Source organism: Agrobacterium sp. El2ro-1b (assembly GCF_048298475.1).
GTDB classification, from domain to species: domain Bacteria; phylum Pseudomonadota; class Alphaproteobacteria; order Rhizobiales; family Rhizobiaceae; genus Agrobacterium; species Agrobacterium fabrum.
In genome coordinates this window covers 2736617-2761208 of record NZ_CP103458.1, presented here as the reverse complement: position 1 = coordinate 2761208, position 24592 = coordinate 2736617, and the positions used below count along the sequence as shown (strand labels likewise).

The following is a 24592-nucleotide window of genomic DNA, read 5'->3' as shown; positions in this document are numbered from 1 at the left end:
CCCATGAACGGCATCATGCAAGGTAAGCGCGGCCTCATCATGGGCGTCGCTAACAATCACTCGATCGCCTGGGGTATTTCCAAGGCACTTGCGGCACAGGGCGCGGAACTGGCCTTCACCTATCAGGGTGAAGCGCTTGGCAAGCGCGTGAAACCGCTCGCCGCGGAACTGGGCTCGGACTTCATCGTACCTTGCGATGTCGAGGATATCGCTTCGGTGGACGCGCTGTTTGCGACGATCCGCGAAAAATGGGGCGTGCTGGATTTCGTCGTGCACGCCATCGGCTTTTCCGACAAGAACGAGCTGAAAGGTCTCTACGCCAACACGACCCGAGACAATTTCAGCCGCACCATGGTCATTTCCTGTTTCTCCTTCACGGAAATCGCCAAGCGCGCCGCTGAACTTATGACCAATGGCGGCTCCATGCTGACGCTGACCTATAATGGTTCGCAGCGCGTCATTCCAAACTACAACGTCATGGGCGTCGCCAAGGCGGCTCTCGAGGCGTCCGTGCGTTATCTCGCTGCCGACTACGGCCCGCGCGATATCCGCGTCAACGCCATCTCGGCTGGTCCGGTCCGCACGCTGGCGGGTGCCGGCATTTCGGATGCGCGCGCAATCTACGCATGGAACCAGAAAAACGCACCGTTACGACGGACGGCTGATATTGATGACATCGGCGGATCGGCGCTCTACCTCCTGTCCAGCCTGTCGCGCGGCGTAACCGGCGAATGTCATTACGTGGATTGCGGTTACAACATCACCTCGACGCCCACGCTTGAGGTTCTGTCCAAGGCAGACGCGGAATAAGCCGCCTTCTGATATTCGACAAAAGCCCGGCCATGTGCCGGGCTTTTTTATGCGCCGTCTCAATTTTGGAATTCACTAAAGTATAGTTTATCGAAGTAACTGAATTTAAACATGGTGTGGTTATGGTCCGCAACAAATTCAACGGTTGCGCTTGCCGCATATTCTTAGAGATCGACACCACCTCATGCGACTGGCCAGACTGAAGCCATTGCTGGAAAAATTCGGGTTCTCCCGCGACGGGACAGCAGCCATCGAATTCGCGATCCTGGCCATTCCTTATTTCCTCGTCGTTTTTGCGATCATCGAGACCTTCATCGCCCTCATGGCGGAACAGGTCGTCGCCAACGCCACCGAGACCATGTCGCGGCGTCTGCGCACCGGGCAGATCAGCAGCTCGATTTCGAAAGAGGATTTTCGCAGGAGTTTCTGCAACGAAGTTTCTGTGATGATCACCTGCTCGGCAGATGAGATCCAGAAAGAACAGAAACTGTATGTCGACCTTCGCTCCTTTACTGCCTTCAAGGATATTCCGACCACGATACCCCTGAAAGCCTATGGCGACTATTACGATCTCGATACGGCTCAATTCGGCTTCAAGCCGGGCGGACCGGAAACCATCAACATGTTGCGCGTCTATTATCGCTGGCGTGTGGTCGCCGATATTATCCGCCCCTATCTCACCAAAATACGCCCGGCCGACGGATCGATGCCCTCCCATTTCCTCATCGTCGCGACGAGTGCGTTCATGAGCGAGAAATACATCACAGGCGGGGGTTCATGATGGAAAGGCTTGTCTTGGTCGCGGCAAGCGGCAGGCGACGTCTGATCGCGCTCGTTTCACGCTTTGCCAGAGATAGCCGGGGTGTGGGCGCGGTGGAATTCGCCATCGTCTTCCCGATATTGCTCGCGCTTTATCTGACCTCTTTCGAGTTGACGATCGGCTACAATACCTACAAGCGGGCAAGCAGTGCGGCCGCCACCATCAACGACCTGATATCAAAAACAGGTTCCGTCGACAAAACCTACCTCACAGGCATGCAGGATGTCGCAGCCGCGGTTTTTGCGCCCTACAGTACCAAGGGCCTGAAACTGAAGATCAGCGGCATCAAGATCGACGCGCAAAAACAGGCAAAAATCACCTGGTCATGGGATGAGAAGAATCAGAGACCGTATGCGGTGGGATCAGTGGTCACCGTTCCGACGCGCCTGCTGGTGCAAGACAGCTTCCTCATTCATGTCGAACTTTCCGTTCCGCATGAATTACTGATGTTCATGCCTGACGTCGCCTCATCCGGCACAAAGTCGATCACGATCGGCAGGGATTATTTCTTCAAGCAGCGTGACGCCGAGACCGCCTGCACCAATTGCTGAAGCAATCAGTGCTCCGGCGGTCCCTTTTCCGGCCGGGCCTAATAGACGTCGCGCAGATAGCGTTTTTCGCGCTTTAGCCGGTTGACATAGTCGCTTGCGGCCTCGGCGGAGATGCCGGCCTCATCGCTTATGATGCTGTGCAGGGCGTCATCGACATCCTTGGCCATACGGGTCGCATCGCCGCAGACGTAGAAATAACCGCCCTCCTCCAGCCATTGATAAAGCGCCTTGCCGTTCTGGCGCATGCGGGTCTGGACATAGATTTTTTCCGCCTGATCCCGCGAAAAGGCAAGATCGAGACGCGTCAGCACGCCATCGCGGCTCATGTCGCCAAGTTCGTTTTCATAGATGAAGTCCGATTGCCGGTGCTGGTCGCCGAAAAACAGCCAGTTCTTGCCGCTGGCGCCGCGTGCCTGCCGTTCCTGCAAAAAGGCCCGAAACGGCGCAATACCCGTGCCCGGTCCAACCATGATAATGGGCGCATTGTCGTCCTGCGGGACACGGAATGCCTTGTTGGGCGAAACGAAAATACCGGCGCTCTGCCCTGCCTCCACCCGATCTGCGAGATAGGTGGAGCATACGCCGCCACGCTCCCGGCCCTCGGCGCGATACCGCACGCTGGCGATCGTCAGATGCACGCTGTCTTTCGCAAGCAGAGGGCTTGAGGAGATGGAATAGGCGCGGTGCTGCAAGGGTTTCAGGAAGGTGACGAATTCGGCAAGCTCGAAGAGTGGCTTTCCGCCCAGATTGAGCAGGTCGAGAATATCCTTGCTCCAGAGAAAGGCGGCAAGCTGCTCCTTGTCGCCATTCGCAAGGATATGGGAAAGTTCTTCATGCCCCGCGCGCTTGCCGATTTCAGCCACCAGTTCGCGTGAGGGCGTTGAAATCTCGTAGATGTTGAGAAGCGCATCGCCAACCGGCCGGTCCAGCCCGGCGACTTGGCTGTCTGCGACCGCTTCGAAATGGCCGAGCAGCGCGCCGGCCAGTTTCGGATCGTTAAGCGGAACAACACCAAGCGCGTCACCCGCCTCATAATCGAGCCCGCTTTCGCGGAGATCGAATTCGTAGTGACGGATTTCCTTGGACGAGCCGGGACCGGACAGGCGGCGATTAACGCTTACCGTCGCTGGATAGGGGTTCTTGCGGCTCCAGCCCGATTTTGCCCGCGTTGGCTGCGCGGCGATGTCGGGCATGGTGACAGCGGCTTCCTTGCCGCCATCGACGGCCAGCGCAAGCGGCAGGGCCTCGCCGATCCACGCAGCAGCTGCATCCTCAAAATCGATATCGCAGTCGATACGCGTCTTCATGCGCCTGCCGCCGAGCTGTTCAAAGCGTGTATCGATAAGCTTGCCGGCCTGGCAGAAACCGTCGTAACCGGTATCACCCAAGGCAAGTACGGCGAAATTCATCTCGTCCAGCCGCGGCGCGCTGTCAGCAGCAAGCACCTCCCAGAACAGCTGGGCATTGTCAGGCATTTCACCTTCGCCATAGGTGGAAGTGACGACGATGACCCGCTTCATGGAGCCGAGGCTGTCCATGGAGACGTCATCCAGAGCCGTCACCACCGGCTGCATGCCCTGGGCGCGTGCAGCGGCGGCGATATCCATTGCCAAAGCCTCTGCATTGCCGGTCTGGGTGCCAACGAGAACGTTCAATACGTTGGCCGCCACCTTAGGGGCCCCAGCGGCCACCGATGTCTCCAGACCGATGGCGCTGCGGGAGTGGAGCCCGGCCAGAAAGCCGGCGAGCCACACGCGCTGATCGCCATTGAAGGGCGCGTCCTGTGGAATGTAAGGTATCTTCATCATGCTGCCCTGTTATGGCTGGATGCGGTGGCAAGGTCCGGAATGGCGCGCGCCGCGAAAAGCTCCTCGAAGCCCGGCAAACGGCCGATCTTCTCGATGTTTTTCCGGTTCTGCTGAATGATCCAGCCATAGGTGCCGGGGCTGTCCACCGACCAGATATTCCGGCGCGCCAGCGCCTGCTTGTAATCATCGAGGCGTTTGGCGGCGATCATCACCGCAAGCTGCTCGTCGCTATGGTCGGACAACGCCTCGCGTGCATATTTCATGAGACGCTGCATCAGCGCGTAATCTTCCGTGAGGATGAGATTGCGCACGGCTTTTTCGATGGCGGGATCAGAAGGGCCCGATGCCATCGGCAACCGCTGCAAGGCGATGGCCTGCGCCATGCTCAACACGGTATAATTGTTGATGAGCGCGTACATGTCCTCCGTGTCCGTCTCACCATAACCCGGCACCGTTCCGTCGAGCACGGCCTTGCGGTCACGATAGGCAAGCTTGAACTTGCGTAGCTGATAGCCGGAAAGTGCAGAGGCCAGTTCCTCCAGCAGCTCCTTGCGGGGCTTGGCTTTCAGAATTTTGTCGCTGTCCTGATAAAGCAGCAGGGCGCGCGGCATGCCGTAGACGAAATTGTGCTGTTCGCTTTCCCAGTTTTCCAACAGCCACGCGGCCTTGGCAGAGCCGGTTTCCGCGACATGCAGGGTCAGAAGCTGTTGGACGGCCTGATTGTGGATTGCAGCCTGTTCATCCTCACCCGTGATCGAGCCGAGCAGGATCGAATCATGGCTGACCTTCTTCGGCAGATCGCCATAGGGATCGTATTGATAAACGAAGCCGCCGCTCATGCCGTTGCCGAACCCCTTGCCGAAACTGCCAAGGTTGAGGACCGCGCCGTGGGTCATGTATTCGCAGGCGAAATCGCCCACGCCTTCGACCACGGCGGTCGCACCGGAGTTACGCACGGCGAAACGGTCGCCCGCCTGTCCTTCCACGAAGGTGCGGCCGCCGGTGGCGCCGAACAGCGCAAAATTGCCGACCAGCACATTGCCACCAGCCCCTTGCGAACCGCCGCCGGGCGAGCGCACGACGATGGTGCCGCCGCAGGCGCTCTTGCCGACGCCGTCATTGCAGGTGCCGGTATGGACCATGACCATGCCGTCATTGCAGAAAGCGCCGAAGGACTGACCGGCGGAACCTGACGTATCGATGCGCACTGAACCCGCTTCCAGAAAACGGCGGCCGCGGCTATCCCGCTTGACGGCCGGCAGCGCATCCAGCTGCTCATCGGAAAGTTCGTGGTTCAGCATACGTTCGATATCGACAGCAAGCTGGCCGCCGACACTCTTGTTGCAATTGTTGAGGAAACGGTTGCCGCCAAGCTCGATGTTCTCCCGCCCGCTGTCGATCAGCGCCGAACGCACGAGATCGATGAAGGCGTCGTCCAGCGCAAAGTCCTTTTCCATATAGACCGGGCTGTCGATCTTCACCTCCTCGACCACGGCAAGCATTGCCCGGAGGTCAAGCTGGCCGACGCTCGCCGGATGATCGAGGAGGTGAAGAAGATCGGAACGACCGCGTGCTTCCCGCAAGGAGCGCAGGCCCAAACCGGCCAGAATCTCGCGCGTCTCATGGGCGATGTTCATGAGATATTGCGCCAGCGCCCTCGGGTCGCCGTTAAAGGCTTCCTGATTGGTGGTAAGGCCGGCCGGGCATTTGATGTTGCAGTTCTTCGCCATGACGCATTTCAGCATCATCAGCGCCGTGGTGCCGAATTCAAAGCTGTCGCCGCCTAGAAGGGCCGACTTCACCACGTCGCTCGCCGTCTGGTGGGCGCCGGAGCAGCGCAGCAGCACCTTGGCGCGCAGGCCGGTGGCGCAAAGCGCCTGATGCACCTCGGCGATGCCGATTTCCGCCGCGCGACCGGTATATTTCAAGCTGGTGACGGCTGCAGCACCCGTGCCGCCGGTATTGCCGGCAACATTGATGACATCTGCCCCCGCCTTAGCGACGCCGACTGCAATCGTGCCGATGCCTTCCGACGACACGAGCTTGACGATGACGCGCACGCGCGCCGCCTTGGCATCGTGGATGAGCTGGGCCAGATCTTCGATCGAATAGGTATCGTGATGCGGCGGCGGCGAAACGAGTTCGACACCGGGCGTGCCACCGCGTGCGGCGGCGATTTCCACCGTCACCTTGGGAGACGGCAACTGTCCGCCTTCTCCGGGCTTTGCGCCCTGGCCGATCTTGATCTCGATTTCCTCCAGCATTGGATCAGCAAGATATCCGGCCCAGACACCGAAGCGGCCGGAGGCGAACTGCTTGATGCGCGAGGCACGGATGGTGCCGTAACGGGAAATGTGCTCACCGCCCTCGCCCGAATTGGACATGCCGCCAACCATGTTGGTGCCATGCGCTACCGCTTCATGGGCAGCGGCGACCAGCGCGCCGTGACTCATGGCGCCCGAGGCGAGGGTCTTGGTGATCTCGCTTGCCTTTTGCACGGTCTCAAGCGGAATGCTGTCCGGTGCGGTGCGGATCAGCGACAGATAGGCGAAGGCCTCACCCTTCGCCTGAACCATGAGCGCGCCACCTTCCAGCCAGTGGCCGGCGATGTCGTCACCAAAACGGTCGAGCAGCGACTGGCCAAGGGCGGCGAGGCGGGCAAGTTCATGATCGTGCGGGCCGGTCAGCTGCAGCCGGAACGCGCCTTCTCCTGCCTCTTCGCAGCGCAATCCGCGCACCATGAAGCTGTTATTGCCATGCCTGGAAAAACGGCCCATTTCGCGGCGGAATTCTTCGGCCGAACCGGCGAATGTCACGTCGGCCGGTAGTTCCAGAACATCGCGCAGGGCGGCCGGGCGGCGTGCCCTTTCTTCCGCCATCATACGGGCAAAGGAGCGGTAACCGGGCGTTACCTCGAATTTATCGATCGCCTCCGGGGTCAGCCGGTCGAAGCTGTTGTGATAATAGGCAGCATCGTTGAGACCGAAGGCATCCTCCAGCCGGGTGAGCGGCAGCAGGCGCAGCGCCTCCTCGTTTTCAGTTCCCTTGTCGAAACCGATCTTTTCCTCCGTCATATCAACGAAGCCACGAACGGCCGTCGTGCCATAGGAATGGCCAGCACCTTCGGCGCGTTCCTTGAAGAGACCGAGCAATGGAATGTCGTTTTCACCCTTCACCGACAATGCCTTGTGATGCCAGTCGGCGACAGCCTGCGCGATGACGGCGAAGGTGACGCCACCGACCGGGGTCTTCACATTCGGGAAATAACGCTTCAGGACCGGATCGCTGGTATCAAGGAAGTTGGGCTCGAAGAATTCGCCGCCGATATAGCTTTCCGCTGTACACAGCCCGACCTTGCCCATGGTCTTCATCAGCGACTTTTCAGCCGCTTTTGCAAAACGCTTGAATGCCTTATCGGCATCGGCACCGAATTTCTCCTCGGCGCGGAACTGCACGCCGAGCGGATAGACGGCCGAAGCGCCAAAGCCGAGGCCGGCTGCGATGTGATGCGAGGAGGAGAACTGCCCGCTTTCGACGATCAGGGAAACGCGCAGCCGCAGGCCCTCCTCGATCAGCCGTTGATTGATGGCGGAAACGACCATGATCATCGGCAGAGCGGCATGGCTTGCCGAGACGTGACGATCGGTGATGACGGCAATGCCGCCCTCCTCAGCCGCGAAAGCCGCAACCTTATCGCAGACGCCGTCTATTGCCTGCTGCAAGGCCGCTTCGTTGGCCTCCGCAGCATCGAAGACCGGCATATAAAGCATTTCGAAACGACGAACGGGTGTCTCGGGCTGTTCGCGAATGCGCAGCATGTCGAGGTGATTCAGGATGGGGGAGCGAACGACGATCTGGCGGACCTTCTTCGCGCCGCTGTTCGGCTTTGCGCCGAGAGCCACCCGCAGCGTCATACCGTCGGCCTCACGAATGCTGTCGAGCGGCGGATTGGTGACCTGCGCGAAACGCTGCGAGAAATATTTGGCCACCCCGCCTTCCTGATCGGAAAGCGCATTGATGGCATTGCCGTAACCCATCGCGGAAATCTTTTCCGCGCCGGAGGCCAGCATCGGGTCCATCAGAAACTTGAAGCTTTCCTGATTGTGCGAATAGGCGACATAACGCTGGTGGCGCTCCAGATCGCCATTATAGCGCAGTGGCGAACCCTGCCTTTCGGCGGGCACCTCGGGCAAATCACCAAGCATCACGCGCGCATTAGACAGCAGCGACGAATAGTCCCGCTGCGAGGCGAGAAGCTCCAGGGCCTCGACCGTGGAAAAGGCACGACGCTCGGCGTGATCGTAATAAAGCATGCCGCCCGCCTCGATGCGACCGCGGCGGATGACGCTTTCCGCCGGAAAGGCGATCTGCCCCGCCTCCGACATGACACAGAGATACTCCTCCGTCTCGACCGTGCGCAGCGGGCGCAGGCCAAGGCGATCGAGACGCGCGCCGATAATGGTGCCATCGCCGAAGATCAGCGCGGCCGGGCCGTCATTCTTTTCTTCATAGAGCGAGAAATATTCCAGCATCGCCTTCACGCCCGGCGAGAGCGTGTCGTCGTTTTCCCAGGCAGGCGGCATCATCGAGACCACAGCGGTGACGAGGTCGAGACCGTCTTCCATTACCCGCGCCTGCAATGTCTGGTCCAGACGGCAGCTGTCCGACTGGCCCTTGGGCCTGATGATGCTGGCATTCTTCGCCAGCGCCACGGCCGCTTCCGAAAGACGGTTTTTCTTGTCGGTGTTAAGCTCGCCATTATGCGCCATCAGGCGGAAGGGCTGCGCCATGGAGGGGTGCGGATCGGTATTGGTGGAAAACCGCGTGTGGAAATACATCGTATGCACTTCATGACGCGGATCGGTGAGGTCGCAGAAATAGGGCATGACCTCCTGAGAGTTCAGACGCCCCTTAAGGACCTGCGTGCGCGCGCTGAGCGACAGCGGGTAAAAACCGGCAAGCTCCGGCACGGTGTAAGCGAGCGCCTCGATGGCGAGCAGCGCCTTGTGGATGCGCCAGTCGAATTCGGCAAGGGTTGCGCATTTCACCGGAGCCGAAAAGACCCATTGGCGGATCGGTAACTGGTAAGGGATTGCGGCGGGACGGATGGCCGCGTCATTGACGGGCACATCGCGGACGAGCAGGACCGAGAAGCCCTGTTCTTTGAGAGCGCTGGCGATAATGCCGACGGCCTCGCCGTGGAAGGCCGGGTTCTGCGGCAGGAAAAAATTGCCGACGCCGAACCGGTCGGCTTGCAGGGCATCGTCGCCTGTCAGTTCCCGGAAAAAGGAGAGCGACAGGTCCAGCGACACGCCCGCACCGTCGCCCACGCCTTCCGCCGACATGCCACCGCGATGCGGCACGGCACAGAGCGCCTCGTGACCGCGCTTGAGCACATCATGCGTCTGCACGCCATCCTTGCGGGTGATGAAACCGACGCCACAGCTGCTTTTTTCGAAAGCCGCATCGTAAAGGCCGAATTTTTGCTCCGTCACACTCAAGGCACTCTCCTCTCGTTGCGCATTTCGCGCGGCATCGCCCTCTTTTCCCGAAACCCGGCGCGCCAGCCGGCATTCTGCGGGCGGAGCCGCAGGCGACCTGGCTGCTCCTCTTTTTTGGTTATCGGCGTTTAATGGCGCGAACGGTCGTTTTGCGGCCGGCAAACGGCGTGGCGGCAATGGCCGCTTTCTCGCAAATAATGATCGTCGTCGTTCGCATCGCGTTCCCTGATGACCGGCGTTCCGGCAATGAGACACACTGAATTATGTCAGTATTGCTTACATAATATTTCATGATGCAGCGAGTCAAGATTAAAATCGGCTTCGCGCAATAAAAAAACAAAAACGCCGCGAAATCCGACAGGATTCCGCGGCGCGATGGCTGCAGGGATTGTTAAATTACCTGGATCACTCCGAAGGCATTTCCAGCGTCCGGCTGAACCAGAGGGCAACAAGCGTACAGACAGCACCTGACATCAGGTAAATTCCGACCGCGAACAGTCCGAATTTGGACGAAAATCCGAGAGCGACGAGCGGTGCGAAACCAGCACCGATAAGCCAGGAAATATCCGAGGTGAGCGACGCGCCGGTATAGCGGTATTCGCGGCTGAAACGGGAGGCGAGCGCACCGCCCGCCTGGCCGAAGGAAAGGCCCAGCAACGAAAAGCCGATCAGGACGAAGAGATAACGGCCGATATCGCCCGAACTCAGCAGAACGGGTGCCACGAGGCTGAAGAGACCAATGAGAGCTGCGGCGATGGCCAGAAGCTTCCGCCGACCGATCCTGTCGGCCAGTATGCCGGATACCACGATCATGCCACCGCAGATGATGGCGCTGACGAATTGCACGAACAGGAAGTCCGAAACACGCTGGCTGGTATTGAGGGAAACCCAGCTCAGCGGGAAAACCGTGACGAGATGGAAGAGCGCAAAACTTGCCAGCGGCACGAAGGCACCCGTGAGAACAACCGGAAACTGCGAGCGCAACATCCTGAACATCGGACGCGGTTCCAGCTCATGCTGCTCCAGCATGGCCTGGAATTCCGGCGTGACGATCATGCGCAGGCGGGCAAAGAGCGCCAGAACATTGAGCGCCAGCGCCACGAAGAACGGGAAACGCCAGCCCCAGGCGAGGAACTCGGCATTAGAGAGCTGCGTGACAAACACGATGAAGAAGGCACTGGCGAGACCGAAGCCCATGGCCGCACCGATCTGCGGCATCATGGCGTACCAGCCGCGCTGCTTCTGCGGTGCATTCATGGCAAGCAGCGAGACAAGACCGTCCCAGGCGCCGCCAAGGCCCAGGCCCTGACCGATACGGAACACGGCCAGAAGACAGGGCGCAAGCATGCCCGCTTCGTCATAAGAAGGAAGGAAGCTGATCGCCATGGTGGAACCACAGAGCGTGAAGAGCGCCGCCATCAGCTTCACCGCCCGGCCGAACTTGCGGTCGATCTGGAGGAATATCAGCGAGCCGATCGGTCTTGCGATAAAGGCAAGCGAGAATACCGCGAAGGAATAAAGCGTGGCCGTCAGAGGATCAACGAAGGAAAAGAAGACGTGGGGGAAAACAAGCGCAGAGGCGATAGCATAGATAAAAAAGTCAAAGAATTCAGTCATTCTGGCAAGAATGACCGCAATCGTGATGCGATCCGGATCGACGCTCGTGGGACCAGCCCCGTTTGCCTCCGGTGCCTGCCCAAAGGATGGAGCAGCATTGGTATAACTCATAATATCCCTCCTGCGTCATGGACGAACCATTCCCTGTAACGCTCGGGCTCCTCTTCCGTTGCGTTACGATGCGGCGGATTGTCACACGCACCCTACGTAACGTCAATTGAAGTTTGACAATAAAGGGTTGCCGAGAGCGCCGACCGTGCGATAATGCAGCCGCTCGCCTCTAAACGCAGTACTGCCCGACATATGGTGCATCGCGAAGGCTTCGCTGCACCGCGACAATATACCTCATTTCAAAAATGATCTTCGGCAATTATTCGCGGCGTAATCCAAACTGTACGAGTTCAAAGAACGTGCGCATGATCAAAAAACTCCCATCCGCCCTTCTGGCAATCCCGGCCCTGCTGTTGCTCAGCGGCTGCAATCTGGTCGTCCTGAATCCTTCGGGCGACGTGGCCATCCAGCAGCGTGATCTTATCATCACCTCCACGGTCCTGATGCTGCTGATCATCGTCCCGGTCCTTGCCCTGACGCTGTTTTTCGCCTGGAAGTATCGCGAGTCGGCGAAAGCTGAAGATTACGATCCCGAGTGGCATCACTCCACGCGCCTTGAAATGGTGATCTGGTCGGCTCCCGTCGCCATCATCCTGATGCTCGGCACCGTAACGTGGATTTCCACCCACCGTCTCGACCCCTATCGCCCGCTGGAACGCATCGACGAGAACCGTCAGGTTACCGCCGATATCAAGCCGATCACGGTCGAAGTGGTGGCCATGGACTGGAAGTGGCTGTTCTTCTATCCCGAACTCGGTATCGGCAGCGTCAACGAATTTGCCGCTCCGGTCGATGTTCCGATCAACTTCAAGATCACCGGCACGACCGCGATGAACTCCTTCTTCGTACCCGCTCTCGCCGGCCAGATCTACGCCATGGGCGGCATGCAGACCAAGCTGCACGCGGTCATCAACAAGGAAGGCGTTTACGACGGGTTCTCGGCCAACTTCTCCGGCCCCGGCTTCTCGCACATGCGCTTCAAGTTCCATGGTCTCAGCCAGCAGGGCTTCGACCAGTGGGTGGCCAAGGTGAAAGAAGGCGGCAAGGGTTTCGGCCGCCAGGAATATCTGGAATTCGCCAAGCCTTCGGAACGTGAACCGGTGCAATATTTCGCTTCCGTCGATCCGCAGCTTTACGATGCCATCCTCAACCGCTGCGTCGAGCCCAACAAGCTCTGCATGCGTGACATGATGCATATCGACGCCAAGGGCGGTGGCGGCAAGGAAGGCATCGACATCGCTAAGGCGCTGAACTCCGTCGTCTGTACGCCGCTTTCACCTTACGGTGTCGCCAGCGGACCCCAATCCACTCCGGCTGCGATCGAAGGTCAGACTTTCGAACCCGCGGCGCTGCCGGAAACGAAACAAGTCGCTGGCTGACGATACGTCCCGGCATTCTTCGGCGCGGCCTGGCTGCGCCGACCTTACGTCTTAGAATCGCAAGAGGCTGAAAATGATCGTCAATTCCGATCAAACGTCGTTCCTGTTCGGGAAGCTGACATGGGAGTCCATCCCGCTTCACGAGCCCATTCTTGTCGCCACTTTCGCGGCTGTGGCTCTGGGTGGCATCGCCGTTGTTGGCGCCCTCACCTATTTCCGGCTGTGGGGTTATCTCTGGAAGGAATGGTTCACGAGCATCGATCACAAGAAGATCGGTATCATGTACATCATTCTCGCACTCGTCATGCTTTTGCGCGGCTTTGCCGACGCCATCATGATGCGTGTCCAGCAGGCGATCGCGTCGGGCGGATCGGAAGGGTATCTTCCGCCGCACCATTACGACCAGATCTTCACCGCCCATGGCGTCATCATGATCTTCTTCATGGCCATGCCGATGATCACCGGTCTCATGAACTTCGTCGTGCCGCTGCAGATCGGCGCCCGCGACGTTTCGTTCCCCTTCCTCAACAACTTCTCCTTCTGGATGACCACGGCCGGCGCCGTCATCACCATGATCTCGCTCTTCATCGGTGAATATGCGCAGACTGGCTGGCTCGCCTATCCGCCGCTGTCCGGCATCGATGGCAGTCCGGGAGTCGGGGTCGATTATTATATCTGGGGTCTGCAGATCGCCGGTGTGGGAACGACGCTCTCGGGCATCAACCTGATCGTGACGATCATCAAGATGCGCGCGCCCGGCATGACCATGATGCGCCTGCCGATCTTCGTCTGGACATCACTGTGTTCGAACATCCTGATCGTGGCTTCGTTCCCGATCCTGACCGGCACGCTCGCGCTCCTGACGCTAGACCGTTACGTTGGTACGAATTTCTTCACCAACGATCTCGGCGGCAACCCGATGATGTATGTCAACCTCATCTGGATCTGGGGCCATCCCGAAGTTTACATTCTGGTACTGCCGGCATTCGGCGTCTTCTCGGAAATCGTTGCGACGTTCTCCCGCAAGCGCCTCTTCGGTTATGCCTCGATGGTTTATGCGACGGGCGTCATCACCATCCTTGCCTATATCGTATGGCTGCACCACTTCTTCACCATGGGTTCCGGCGCGAGCGTCAACGCTTTCTTCGGCATCACCACGATGATTATCTCGATCCCGACGGGCGCGAAAATCTTCAACTGGCTCTTCACCATGTATAAGGGCCGCATCAATTTCGACGTTCCGATGCTTTGGACGATCGGTTTCATGATCACCTTCGTCATCGGCGGCATGACCGGCGTTCTTCTCGCCGTTCCGCCGGCGGACTTCGTGCTGCACAACTCGCTGTTCCTCATCGCCCACTTCCACAACGTTATCATCGGCGGCGTGGTGTTCGGTGTACTTGCGGGTATCGTCTACTGGTTCCCGAAAGCCTTCGGTTACCGCCTCGATCCGTTCTGGGGCAAGCTGTCCTTCTGGTTCTGGTTCATTGGCTTCTATTTCGCCTTCATGCCGCTTTACGTGCTCGGCCTGATGGGGATTACCCGTCGTGTCAGCCAGTTCGAGGACAATTCGCTGCAGATCTGGTTCGTGATCGCCGCCTTCGGCGCCTTCTTGATTGCGCTCGGCATCGCCGCCTTCATCATCCAGCTCATCGTCAGCTACCTGAAGCGCGACCAGCTGCGTGACGTCACCGGCGATCCCTTCAACGGCCGCACGCTGGAATGGTCGACCTCGTCGCCGCCACCCGCCTACAACTTCGCCTTCACGCCGGTCATTCATGACGTGGACGCATGGGCGGACATGAAGAAGCGCGGTTACAGCCGTCCTCTGGAAGGTTACATTCCGATCCATATGCCGAAGAATACCGGCACGGGCGTCATCATCAGCGCCATCAGTGTCGTCCTCGGCTTCGCTTTGGTGTGGCACATCTGGTGGCTTGCGGCTCTTTCGATGCTCGCCATCATCGCAGTCTCGATTGCCCATACCTTCAACTACAACCGCGAATACTACATTCCGGCTTCCGACGTTTCGACTGTCGAGGCTGAGCGTACAAAGCTGCTTGCGGAACAGGCGTAACGAATATGGCTCATGCACCTGCACAAAGCGCCGCCGGCGCTGAACCACCGGTCTTTTACCTGAAGGAAGACCACCACCCGGAGAACGGCACGTCGCTGGGCTTCTGGCTTTATCTGATGAGCGACTGCCTCATCTTCGCGACGCTGTTTGCCACCTATGCCGTTGTCGGCCGCAACTATGCGGCCGGCCCTTCTGGCGCCGACCTGTTCGACCTGAAGCTGGTCGCCATCAATACCGGCTTCCTGCTTTTCTCCTCCATCACCTATGGCTTCGCCATGCTGGAAATGGAAAAGAAGAAGGTGAAAACCACGCTGATATGGCTTGGCGTGACCGGCCTCTTCGGCCTCGCCTTCCTTGCTGTCGAACTTTACGAGTTCCATCACCTGATCGCGGAAGGCGCAGGCCCCCAGCGTTCGGCGTTCCTGTCCGCCTTCTTCGCGCTGGTCGGCACGCACGGTCTGCACGTTACGTTCGGCGTCATCTGGCTCGTCACGCTGATGGTCCAGGTCGGCAAACATGGCCTCATCCCGGCGAACAAGCGCCGCCTGATGTGCCTGTCGATGTTCTGGCACTTCCTTGACGTCATCTGGATCGGCGTCTTCTCCTTCGTTTACCTCATGGGAGTTCTTTGATGAGTTCCGAAGCACACGCACATCACGACGCGCATGGCGACGACCATCACCATGATGGCGCCAGTCACGGGACGTTCAAAAGCTACATGATCGGCTTCGTCCTGTCGGTCATCCTGACGGCGATCCCCTTCTGGCTGGTCATGGGCGACGTTCTTGAGAACAAGACGCTGCTGGTCATCGCGATCATCGGTCTCGGTGTCATCCAGATCTTCGTGCACATGATCTACTTCCTGCACATGGACACCAAGTCCGAAGGCGGCTGGACCTTCATGGCGCTGATCTTCACCGTGGTGGTGCTGCTAATCACGCTCTCCGGTTCGCTGTGGGTCATGTACAACATGAACAAGAACATGATGCCGCTGCACATCGAGGATGTGAAGAACCTGCCCTGAGCAGCCATAAATCCGCGGCCTGCCGGAAGCCCGGCAGGCCGCTTTCCGCGCCAACACATAACCCCATGAATCGGCGCGATTTATGGGGTTATTTGCTGGAGCAAGCGCATGCGGGTTCAATGAGGCCCGCCGGAGCAGACGATCTCTCTGCCGGTGACGCTTTGCAAGGACCGTGACATGAGCAAAATCGCACCCCAGAACCGGCGCATCCGCCCTGCGGCAATCGTCGTCCTATTTTTGACCATTGCCCTAACGGGCTGCCTGCTGGCGCTTGGAACATGGCAGGTTCAGCGCCTTTTCTGGAAACTCGACCTGATCCAACGCGTTGACGCCCGCGCCCATGCCGAGCCAGTCGATGCCCCTGCCGCCAGCGAATGGCCGGCCCTCGGCACTCCCTCGGACTACGAATATCGTCGCGTGAAACTAACCGGCACCCTGCTGAATGACAGGGAAGTTCAGGTCTACACCGTCACCGATCTCGGCCCCGGTTACTGGGTCATGACCCCGCTTCGGCGCGACGATGGTTCAAGCATCATCGTCAATCGCGGTTTCGTGCCGTCCGGCCGGCGCGACCCGTCCTCGCGCGCGGAAGGTGAACCGACCGGAAACGTCGAGATCGTCGGGCTGATGCGCGCGCCGGAAACAGGCGGGCTTTTCCTCAGAACCAATGATCCGGCGAATGGCCGCTGGTATTCCCGCAATATTCCTGAGATCACGCAGGCTTCCGGGCTTTCAGACGTCGCGCCCTTCTATGTCGATGCGGATGCGACACCCAATCCGGGTGGCCTGCCGGTTGGCGGCAAGACCATGCTCGCCTTTCCCAATAACCACCTCTCTTACGCTATCACTTGGTATATTCTGGCGGCGATGGTGGTTGCTGCGGGCTGGTATGTGATGCGCAACCTCAACGCACCGAAAGCAAAACCTGATACCCAGTGAACCGCTGGTTTTACCATATGGTTCACAAAAGCACTTCCTTCTTTACGTTTTGCTGATCTATAACGGGAGTTCGGCCTGACATGCCCGTCGGCGCATTTTCGTTTCGGTGAGTTATGGCAAGAGCATTTCTTCTCGTTCTGGATTCCTTCGGTGTCGGCGGCGCGCCTGACGCGGAGCGTTATGGCGATCTGGGTGCAAATACGCTCGGTCATATCGCGGAATTCTGCGCGGCAGGTGCGGCGGATAGAGCCGGGCTTCGGGCCGGTCCGCTGAAGCTGCCGAACATGTGTTCGCTCGGTCTCCTGGAGATCGCACGACAGGCAAGCGGCGACATTCCCGCCGGCATGGAACCGCCGGAGCGGATTTTCGGGCTGCACGGCTCGGCCAGTGAAATCTCCAAGGGCAAGGACACGCCTTCAGGCCATTGGGAGATCGCGGGTACACCCGTGACGTTCGACTGGGGTTATTTCCCGACGGAGGGCGACGCCTTTTCCCCGGAGCTGGTTGAGGCGATCTGCAAGCAAGCCGATATTCCCGGAATCCTCGGCAATTGCCATGCTTCCGGTACCGAGATCATCGCTGCGCTCGGTGACGAACATATCAGGAGCGGCAAGCCGATCTGCTACACCTCTTCCGATTCCGTGTTCCAGATTGCCGCGCATGAAACCCACTTTGGTCTGGATCGGCTTATCGCGCTCTGCGAGACGGTGCGCAAACTGCTCGATCCGCTGAATATAGGCCGCGTCATCGCCCGCCCCTTCATCGGCGAGACCGTCGCGACCTTCGAACGCACTGGTAACCGCCGGGACTTCTCCGTCCCGCCGCCGGAGCCGACCCTGCTCGACCGGCTGGTGGAGGCGGGCCGCAAGGTACATGCGATCGGCAAGATCGGCGACATCTATGCCCATCAGGGTGTGACGCGCGTCATCAAGGCAAACGGCAACGCCGCCTTGATGGATGCGACGCTGCAGGCCATCGACGAGGCTGAAAACGGCGATCTCGTCTTCACCAATTTCGTCGATTTCGACATGCTTTACGGCCACCGCCGAGACGTTGCCGGTTATGCGGCGGCGCTTGAGGCCTTCGATGCGCGTATTCCGGAAATCCATCGCAAGATGGCACCTGGCGATATAGCGCTTCTCACCGCCGACCATGGCTGCGATCCCACCTGGCGGGGCACGGACCATACGCGCGAAAGGGTGCCGATCATGGCATTCGGGCCAGGCATCCGTTCCCGCGATGTCGGTATTCGTTCAAGCTACGCCGATATCGGCGAAAGCATCGCCCACCATCTTGGCATTGAGGCCGGTTCACACGGCAGGAGCTTCATTTGACATCGCATTTGCTGAAAGCGGAAATTCACTGCCACCTCGAAGGTGCAGCACCGCCTGCCCTCGTTGTGAAACAGGCGGAGAAATACGGCATAGACACCAGCGGCTTTCTGCGCGACGGCCAATATGTCTGGTCGGATTTTGCGGAATTCATCCAATGCTACGATGCGGTGGCGCAGGTATTCAAGTCCGACGAGGACTACGCGGTCCTGACGGAAACCTATCTGACGGAACTGGCCGAGGCCAATACGATCTACAGCGAGTTGATCATCTCGCCCGATCATGGCGACCGCATCGGGCTTGGCGCGGACGCCTATCTCGCCGGTATTGCCGAAGGTATCCGTATCGCCAAAGAAAAGACCGGCATCGAAACCCGCATCATCGTCACCGGCGAGCGGCATTTCGGCCCCGAGCGGGTGATCGCAGCGGCCGAATATGCGGCGCGCGCCCAGCATCCGCTGGTCACTGGCTTCAACATGGCGGGCGAAGAGCGCATGGGCCGGGTTGCAGACTACGCCCGCGCTTTCGATATCGCCCGCGATGCGGGTCTTGGGCTGACGATCCATGCCGGTGAAGTCTGCGGGCCGGAAAGCGTTGCCGACGCGCTCGATCTGGTCAAACCGTCGCGTATCGGCCACGGCGTGCGCGCCATCGAAGATGCCGCTCTCATCTCGCGGTTGGTCGAGACGGGGACGGTTCTCGAAGTCTGCCCCGGCTCGAATATTGCTCTCAGCGTCTATCCCGATTTCGCCAGCCACCCGTTGAAAACTTTGAGCGATGCCGGGGTGCGCGTCTGCATCAGTTCCGACGACCCGCCGTTCTTCTTCACCTCGCTTGCGCGGGAATATGCGCTGGCTGCGGACGCATTCGGTTTCAGCGATGCCGAGATCAACCGCATGACCCGCACCGCGCTGGAATGCGCCTTCGTGGACGAGGCAACGCGCGAGCGGCTGCTTGCTAGACTGGATGATGCCTGAGACGGTTGTTGGCAGGGTAAAACCGCGAAGAAGGCTTGCGAAAAACGTGCTTTCGGTGAATTACAGGGCATAAGACAAAAAGGAAGGCCAGTTTCATGGACGGCGTCACAGTCATCGAACATCCGCTGGTGCGGCACAAACTCACCATCATGCGCAAGAAGGAAACTTCCACGGCCGGCTTCCGCCGTCTGCTCAGGGAAATTTCGACGCTGCTCTGCTATGAAGTGACGCGCGACCTTGAAATGACGATGGAGACCATCGATACGCCGCTCGAGACCATTCAGGCACCGGTTCTGGAAGGCAAGAAACTGGTTTTCGCCTCCATCCTGCGCGCCGGCAATGGTCTTCTGGAAGGCATGCTGGAGCTGGTTCCGTCTGCACGCGTCGCCCATGTCGGCGTCTATCGTGACCACGATACGCTCGAAGCCGTCGAATATTATTTCAAGGCGCCCGAAAGCCTCGATGCCCGCCTGGTCATCGTTGTCGATCCGATGCTGGCGACTGGTAATTCCTCCATTGCCGCCGTGGAAAAGCTGAAGGAACGTGGCGCGAAGAACATCCGTTTCCTGTGTCTGCTGGCAGCTCCAGAGGGCATCAAGAATTTCCGTGAAGCGCATCCCGATGTGCCGATTTACACCGCCGCAATCGACCGGCACCTGAATGAAAAAGGCTATATCGTTCCCGGCCTCGGCGATGCCGGTGACCGCATGTACGGCACCAAATAACGCCGTTTATCCTTGCTTAACCGTTTGAGCCATTCACCGCGGGCAACGCGGCGGATGGCTTTTTCTTTTAAGATTTCAGCATGTTTTGCGCCTATGCTGCTCAGGGTTAACCCTTGCCCATGAGGAGCAGTCACTTGCTGGCGCGTGCGATTTTTCTGCTTGTCGGTCTTTCGGTCAGCGCCACGCAGATTCCGGCGCTGATGGAAAAATTTCAGCCGCGCCCGGACACCGGCGCGGCAAAATCCGGCACCACCGCCGAAGCTTCGAGACCGCAACCGGTTTCGCTGGGCAGCGTCAGTCTGAAAGCGGATACGCGCGGTCACTTCAATGCCACCTTCCGCATCAATGGCAAATCCTTCGACGGACTTGTCGATACAGGTGCCTCCATGGTGGCGATCAACGAGACGATTGCCCGCCGGCTCGGCTACGGCGTCAACAGCCTCGATTTCAAATATGCGATCTCGACTGCCAATGGCCAAACCATGGCGGCTCATGTGAAACTCGACCGGGTGGAAATCGGCGCGATCCGCGTTCAGAATGTCGATGCCATGGTGCTGAAGGATGGCGCGCTCAGCAACATGTTGATCGGCATGAGCTTCTTGAAGCAACTATCGTCCTTCAAGGTCTCCGGCGGCGAAATGCGGCTGGTCAGGTGATCCGCTCAAGGATGGGCGCCGCGATTTCCGGGACGCTATCCGCAATCCCGTAGCAGTCCTCTATTCCTCTGATTGCGCGTTCCGCGTCTTCGCTGGAGGCTGCGTGAACGACGGCGATCGGTTCGCCTTTCTCCACCCTTACGCCGAGCGGCAGAATATCCGAAATACCGACCGCCGGATTGATGGTGTCCGAGGGCTTTGTCCTGCCGCCACCGAGTTCGACGACAACCATGCCGAGATCGCGCGTTGCGCAGGATGCGAGCCAGCCGCTTCGTGCAGCGGGAACCGGGAGGATGATCGGAGCACAGGCCAAGTAACGGGATGGATTGTCGATAAAATCCGACGGGCCGCCCAGTGCCGAAACCATCCGCGCGAACACCTCCATGGCGCGGCCGGAGGAGAGAGCCGCCGACGCCAGCGCCTCGCCTTCCTCCAATGTCGCGGCTTTGCGAGCCTGCACCAGCATTTCTGCGGCGAAGGATAGGACCACCTTCTCCAGACGGGTGCCGGCCTTGCGACCGGCCAGAAACTCCAGGCAATTGACGATTTCGACGGCATTGCCGGCTGCATCGCCGAGCGGCTGGTTCATGTCGGTGATCAGCGCCGTCGTCGGCAGGCCCGCGCCAACAGCCACATCGACCAGCGCGCGGGCGAGAATGCGGGCATCCTCCAGACTTTGCATGAAGGCGCCGTTGCCGACTTTCACGTCGAGAATCAGCGTCTCAAGCCCGGCCGCGAGCTTCTTCGAAAGAATGGAAGCGGTAATCAGCGGAATGGAATCGACGGTCGCCGTCACGTCCCTGATAGCGTAGAGGCGTTTGTCGGCGGGGGCGAGATCGCCCGTCTGGCCGATGATAGCGCAGCCCACCGACTGCACCGTCCGGCGAAACAGGGCCTCATCCGGCATGACATCATAACCGGGGATTGCTTCCAGCTTGTCGAGCGTGCCACCGGTATGGCCAAGGCCCCTGCCTGATATCATCGGCACGGCAAGACCGCAGGCGGCAACGATGGGAGCCAGCATCAGGGAGACATTGTCACCGACACCGCCCGTGGAATGCTTGTCCGCCACCGGCCGTCCAATATCGCGCCAGGAGAGGACATCGCCGCTGTCGCGCATGGCAAGCGTCAGCGCCACCATCTCGTCGCGGTTCATGCCACGGAAAAACACCGCCATGGCAAAGGCAGCAGCCTGCCCCTCCGAAATGCCGTCTTTCGACAACGCCCTGATGAAAGCGGCAATCTCCTGTGGCGCGAGCGACAGGCCATCGCGTTTGCGGCGGATGATTTCCTGCGGGATCAAGCTCAATACCCGCTGGCGGCCTTGGCCGGATCGCCGCCGGCCAGCACGTTCAGCACATCATCGAGAACGCCCGAGGCACCGAAACGGAAGGTGGATGGCATGGCCCAGTTGGGCGCCATGATGGTTTCCGCCAGCCGCAGGTAAAGTGTGGCATCCTCAACCGTGCCGATGCCGCCGGCGGGCTTGAAGCCCACCTTCTTTTTACTGTCACGGATCGCCTGCAGCATGATGTCGGCCGCTTCCAGCGTGGCATTGACGGCGACCTTGCCGGTCGAGGTCTTGATGAAATCCGCCCCTTCGGCAATGGCGATTTCCGAGGCACGGCGGATCAGCGCCTTGTCCTTCAGCTCGCCGGTTTCGAGAATGACCTTGAGCAGCACGGGTGCGACGCAGACCTTGCGCACGGCCACTACCATTTCGCTAACCGCCAATTCATCGCCTGCCATGAATTTACGATAGGGGATGACCAGATCGATTTCATCGGCACCATCTGCGATCGCGGCTTCCGTTTCCGCAACCACGGTCGCGACATCGAGATCGCCGGAGGGGAAATTCACGACCGTTGCGATGCGGATCGCGTGGTCCTTTCCAAACGCCGCTCTGGCCTGTGCGACGAAACGCGGCCAGATGCAGATGGCGGCGGTGTTGCCATAATCCGTATGCGCCCGCTGGCAGAGGGTTGCGATCTGCTGCGGCGTGCAGTCTTCCCTAAGATTGGTCAGGTCCAGCAAGGACAAAGTGAGGGCAGCCGCTTCGCGCGGACGCTGGAGTTCCATGGTCACGCTCCTCCTGCGATCATTTCCTTTAGGATGGCGGCAAGCCTTTTGCCGCCCACGGGAGCCATATCCTTGGTTTCTTCATGGCTCAGTTCCGCGCCGGTCATGCCAGCACCGTAGTTGGTAATAACCGATGCGGCGGCAACGCGCATCCCGAAAAAGCGCGCAAGGATGACTTCCGGCACGGTGGACATGCCAACGGCGTCGGCACCGAGCACCCGCGCCATGCGGATTTCCGCCGGCGTTTCGAAGCTCGGCCCCGAAAACCACATATAGACGCCGCCGAACAAAGGCACCGTCGCGCGGATCGCGGCATTGCGCATGGCCAGCATCAAATCCGGATCATAAGCCGTCGTCATGCCGACGAAGCGGCGATCGCTTTCCTCACCAATCAGCGGGTTCATGCCGGAATAATTGATATGGTCAGTGATCTGCATGACGGAGCCGGGCGGCATATCCTGCCTGACAGAACCCGCCGAATTGGTGAGGATGAGCGACTGCACGCCGAGGCCGGCGAGCGCCTCGATGACTGCGCGCATGGCGGCCGGATCACCCTTTTCGTAATAATGCACCCGGCCGGAGAGCATCATCACAGGCTCGCCACCGAGATAACCGGCCACCAGTTCTCCAGCATGGCCGGAAACGCCACCGGCTGGAAACCCGGGAAGATCGGCATAGGGCACACGGATCGGATCGCTGACTTCCTCGACCAGCGAACCCAGCCCGGAACCAAGGACGATGGCGACGCGCGGCATCAGGCCGTTCAGGCGCTCCACCAGAATATCGATCAAACCATCTGTCATCAGAGCAGCTCGGTCTTGAAGACAGAGGGCAAAAGCTCTTCCATGGTCATGACCTTCTGGACGCCGGTTTCGTCACACAGATAAATCTTCGTTTCCGGCGTGGCGAATTCCGCGATCTTCTGCCGGCAGCCGCCGCAGGGAGAGCAGAGCGGCAGCTTTTCAGCGATCACGGCCACTTCGCTGATCTTTTTCGCTCCGCCCATGATCATGGCGCTGATGGCGGATGGCTCGGCGCACCAGCCCTGCGGGAAGGAGATGTTCTCGATATTGGCACCCTTGTAGATTTTTCCATCTTCGGCGCGGATCGCCGCGCCGACCGGAAATTTCGAATAGGGCGCATAAGCGAAGGCCATGGCCTCCACCGCAGCCTCGAACAATTCGTGGGACTTGGGGTTAAAAGACATGGGTCTAGCGCTCCTTCGCATAGGCAACGCCACCGGCCTTGGGGGGCTTGGCGACGCCGATGAAACCGGCAAGCAGGATGCAGGTCAGGATATAGGGCATTGCCTGGAAGATCTGCACCGGCACCTCGCCGATGCCAGGCACAGATTTGCCTTGCATGAAATTGGCGAAGGCATCGAGAAAACCGAACAGCAGGCAGGCGAACATGACCGGCACCGGCTTCCATTTCGCGAAGATCAGCGCGGCAAGCGCAATATAACCCTTGCCGGCTGACATGTTGGCGATGAAGGCAGCCGATTGTGCAACGGCGAGATAGGCACCGGAGAAACCGCAGAGGAAACCGGCAACGATGACCGCGCGGTAACGCATCCATGTCACCGAAATGCCGGCCGTATCGACAGCACCCGGATTTTCACCGACAGCCCGCAGGCGCAGGCCAAAACGGGTGCGATAAAGCACCCACCAGGAGAGCGGCACCGCGAGGAATGCGAGATAGGTCAGGATATTGTTGCCGGAAATGACATTGGCATAAAGCGGGCCGATGAAGGGCACTTCGCGCATCGCATCCGCACCGGGCAGGATGATCGGCGCAAAACGGCCCTCCCCCGGTAATTGCGGCGTGCGGCCGCCCTGTCCGAACCAGGCCTGCCCCAGAACCACCGTCAGACCGGCGGCGATGAAGTTCAGCGCCACGCCGGACACGATCTGGTTGCCGCGATTGGTGATGACGGCAAAGCCATGGATCAGCGAAAACAGGATGGAGACGCCAATGCCGGCCAGAAGACCGGCCCACGGGTTTGCGGTCAGATACGCGACGCAGGCGGAAGCAAAGGCCGCCGCCAGCATCTTGCCTTCAAGCCCGATATCGAACACGCCGGCGCGCTCGGAAAACAGCCCGGCAAGTGCGGTGAAGAGCAGCGGAATGGTGAGGCGGACGGTCGAGCCGAGAATGCTGACCAGCATATCGAAGAAATCCATGTCA

20 protein-coding genes are annotated in these 24592 nt (G+C 59.5%); 12 read left to right on the top strand and 8 right to left on the bottom strand.

Translation table 11 applies throughout. The features are described from left to right. Positions 1–3 precede the first annotated feature (3 nt). The 3 genes from fabI to NYR50_RS13410 all read left to right on the top strand — a co-directional run bounded on the left by fabI (position 4) and on the right by NYR50_RS13410 (position 2181). Positions 4–810 (top strand): enoyl-ACP reductase FabI, encoded by an 807-nt coding sequence (gene fabI, locus NYR50_RS13420; protein ID WP_174006393.1) that lies wholly within the window; start codon positions 4–6, stop codon positions 808–810. A 184-nt stretch (positions 811–994) separates the two neighbouring features. Next, entirely contained in the window at positions 995–1591 is a 597-nt protein-coding gene (locus NYR50_RS13415; protein WP_092770224.1) for a TadE/TadG family type IV pilus assembly protein, read from the top strand. Continuing rightward, positions 1588–2181 (top strand): TadE/TadG family type IV pilus assembly protein, encoded by a 594-nt coding sequence (locus tag NYR50_RS13410; RefSeq protein ID WP_418136260.1) that lies wholly within the window; start codon positions 1588–1590, stop codon positions 2179–2181. Before NYR50_RS13415 ends, NYR50_RS13410 begins: the two co-directional genes overlap by 4 nt. 38 nt (positions 2182–2219) lie before the next feature. Here the strand turns inward: NYR50_RS13410 and NYR50_RS13405 are convergent, their stop codons facing one another. The 3 genes from NYR50_RS13405 to NYR50_RS13395 all read right to left on the bottom strand — a co-directional run bounded on the left by NYR50_RS13405 (position 2220) and on the right by NYR50_RS13395 (position 11218). Continuing rightward, the gene (locus NYR50_RS13405; RefSeq protein ID WP_418136259.1) at positions 2220–3989 is read right to left on the bottom strand and encodes a sulfite reductase subunit alpha; all 1770 of its coding nucleotides are present in this window, start codon (positions 3987–3989) and stop codon (positions 2220–2222) included. After that, entirely contained in the window at positions 3986–9490 is a 5505-nt protein-coding gene (locus NYR50_RS13400) for a glutamate synthase-related protein (protein ID WP_418136258.1), read from the bottom strand. Before NYR50_RS13400 ends, NYR50_RS13405 begins: the two co-directional genes overlap by 4 nt. A gap of 405 nt (positions 9491–9895) precedes the next feature. Beyond that, complete coding sequence (locus NYR50_RS13395; protein ID WP_174006378.1) at positions 9896–11218, bottom strand: MFS transporter; 1323 nt, start codon at positions 11216–11218, stop codon at positions 9896–9898. Positions 11219–11523: 305 nt separating this feature from the next. On the opposite strand from NYR50_RS13395, the gene cyoA reads away from it, so the two are divergent. From cyoA to NYR50_RS13350, 9 genes are all read left to right on the top strand, one after another. Next, the gene (gene cyoA, locus NYR50_RS13390) at positions 11524–12597 is read left to right on the top strand and encodes a ubiquinol oxidase subunit II (protein ID WP_174006375.1); all 1074 of its coding nucleotides are present in this window, start codon (positions 11524–11526) and stop codon (positions 12595–12597) included. Between the two features lie 73 nt (positions 12598–12670). Beyond that, positions 12671–14674, top strand: coding sequence for a cytochrome o ubiquinol oxidase subunit I (gene cyoB, locus NYR50_RS13385; protein WP_174006372.1), 2004 nt, complete (start codon positions 12671–12673; stop codon positions 14672–14674). Between the two features lie 5 nt (positions 14675–14679). Further along, positions 14680–15306 carry a cytochrome o ubiquinol oxidase subunit III gene (cyoC, locus tag NYR50_RS13380; RefSeq protein ID WP_174006369.1) on the top strand — a complete coding sequence of 209 codons (627 nt, stop codon included), beginning with the start codon at positions 14680–14682 and terminating at the stop codon, positions 15304–15306. After that, positions 15306–15698 (top strand): cytochrome o ubiquinol oxidase subunit IV, encoded by a 393-nt coding sequence (gene cyoD / locus NYR50_RS13375; protein ID WP_418136257.1) that lies wholly within the window; start codon positions 15306–15308, stop codon positions 15696–15698. Before cyoC ends, cyoD begins: the two co-directional genes overlap by 1 nt. Before the next feature lie 177 nt (positions 15699–15875). Further along, positions 15876–16637, top strand: coding sequence for an SURF1 family protein (locus NYR50_RS13370; RefSeq protein ID WP_418136256.1), 762 nt, complete (start codon positions 15876–15878; stop codon positions 16635–16637). A 113-nt stretch (positions 16638–16750) separates the two neighbouring features. Then, positions 16751–17971 (top strand): phosphopentomutase, encoded by a 1221-nt coding sequence (locus tag NYR50_RS13365; RefSeq protein WP_418136255.1) that lies wholly within the window; start codon positions 16751–16753, stop codon positions 17969–17971. Beyond that, the gene (locus tag NYR50_RS13360) at positions 17968–18945 is read left to right on the top strand and encodes an adenosine deaminase (protein ID WP_418136254.1); all 978 of its coding nucleotides are present in this window, start codon (positions 17968–17970) and stop codon (positions 18943–18945) included. The genes NYR50_RS13365 and NYR50_RS13360 overlap by 4 nt, the downstream gene beginning before the upstream one ends. Positions 18946–19040: 95 nt before the next feature. Further along, complete coding sequence (gene upp / locus NYR50_RS13355; RefSeq protein WP_004439188.1) at positions 19041–19670, top strand: uracil phosphoribosyltransferase; 630 nt, start codon at positions 19041–19043, stop codon at positions 19668–19670. Positions 19671–19804: 134 nt separating this feature from the next. Next, positions 19805–20326 carry a TIGR02281 family clan AA aspartic protease gene (locus tag NYR50_RS13350; RefSeq protein WP_418136253.1) on the top strand — a complete coding sequence of 174 codons (522 nt, stop codon included), beginning with the start codon at positions 19805–19807 and terminating at the stop codon, positions 20324–20326. Here the strand turns inward: NYR50_RS13350 and deoA are convergent. The 5 genes from deoA to NYR50_RS13325 are packed head-to-tail and all read right to left on the bottom strand — an operon-like array spanning position 20319 to position 24588. Further along, on the bottom strand, positions 20319–21635 hold the full coding sequence (gene deoA, locus NYR50_RS13345) for a thymidine phosphorylase (RefSeq protein ID WP_418136252.1): 1317 nt from the start codon (positions 21633–21635) through the stop codon (positions 20319–20321). The genes NYR50_RS13350 and deoA overlap by 8 nt on opposite strands. Next, the gene (gene deoC / locus NYR50_RS13340) at positions 21632–22405 is read right to left on the bottom strand and encodes a deoxyribose-phosphate aldolase (RefSeq protein WP_418136251.1); all 774 of its coding nucleotides are present in this window, start codon (positions 22403–22405) and stop codon (positions 21632–21634) included. The genes deoA and deoC overlap by 4 nt, the downstream gene beginning before the upstream one ends. Before the next feature lie 2 nt (positions 22406–22407). Next, positions 22408–23208 (bottom strand): purine-nucleoside phosphorylase, encoded by an 801-nt coding sequence (locus NYR50_RS13335; RefSeq protein WP_174006342.1) that lies wholly within the window; start codon positions 23206–23208, stop codon positions 22408–22410. After that, entirely contained in the window at positions 23208–23612 is a 405-nt protein-coding gene (locus tag NYR50_RS13330; RefSeq protein ID WP_418136250.1) for a cytidine deaminase, read from the bottom strand. The genes NYR50_RS13335 and NYR50_RS13330 overlap by 1 nt, the downstream gene beginning before the upstream one ends. A 4-nt stretch (positions 23613–23616) precedes the next feature. After that, positions 23617–24588, bottom strand: a complete 972-nt coding sequence (locus NYR50_RS13325; protein WP_006309952.1) for an ABC transporter permease — start codon at positions 24586–24588, stop codon at positions 23617–23619. Positions 24589–24592 lie beyond the last annotated feature (4 nt).